General features: G+C 41.7%; 1 protein-coding gene. It reads left to right on the top strand.

The annotated features are described in order from the left end of the window. Positions 1 to 62 precede the first annotated feature (62 nt). Positions 63 to 540: transposase (locus tag AAC147_RS01745; RefSeq protein ID WP_047685067.1), on the top strand; the 478-nt coding region annotated here is incomplete at its 3' end.

Genomic DNA, 540 nt, shown 5'->3' with positions numbered 1-540 from the left:
TCCAATTTCAAAGCCAAGTCCAGTATCATCAGATTGGTAAGCATAATCATGGAGATTCTGGCATGTCTCACCATATTATTGGTCAATCAAGGCATCAATCCACGCTCTTTCCAGAACTCATGGACGACTTTGTTAGCGAAGATAACCCAGTGCGAGTTATTGATGTCTTTGTTGAACATCTAGATTTACTCGACTTAGGTTTTGAAAGCGTGAATCCCAAGTCAACTGGCCGTCCTGGATATCACCCTGCCATGATGCTCAAGCCCTACATTTACGGTTATTTAAATCGAATTCAATCATCGCGACGGCTGGAGAAGGAATGCAACCACAATGTCGAGTTAATGTGGCTGCCTGAACGTTTATCTCCCGACTTCAAAACGATTGCAAACTTCAGAAAGGATAATGGTAAGGGAATTAAAAACGTTTGCCGTAAATTCGTCGAGTTATGCCGACAACTCAACATGTTTGAAGATGCCGTGTTCGCTATTGATGGTAGTAAATTCAAAGCCGTCAATAATAAATCCAAAAATTACACCCCCA

It is taken from the genome of Xenorhabdus sp. NBAII XenSa04 (assembly GCF_963866145.1).
Lineage (GTDB): Bacteria > Pseudomonadota > Gammaproteobacteria > Enterobacterales > Enterobacteriaceae > Xenorhabdus > Xenorhabdus indica.
Note: the sequence above shows the minus strand (reverse complement) of the source record. Positions and strands in the feature narration are given on the sequence as shown.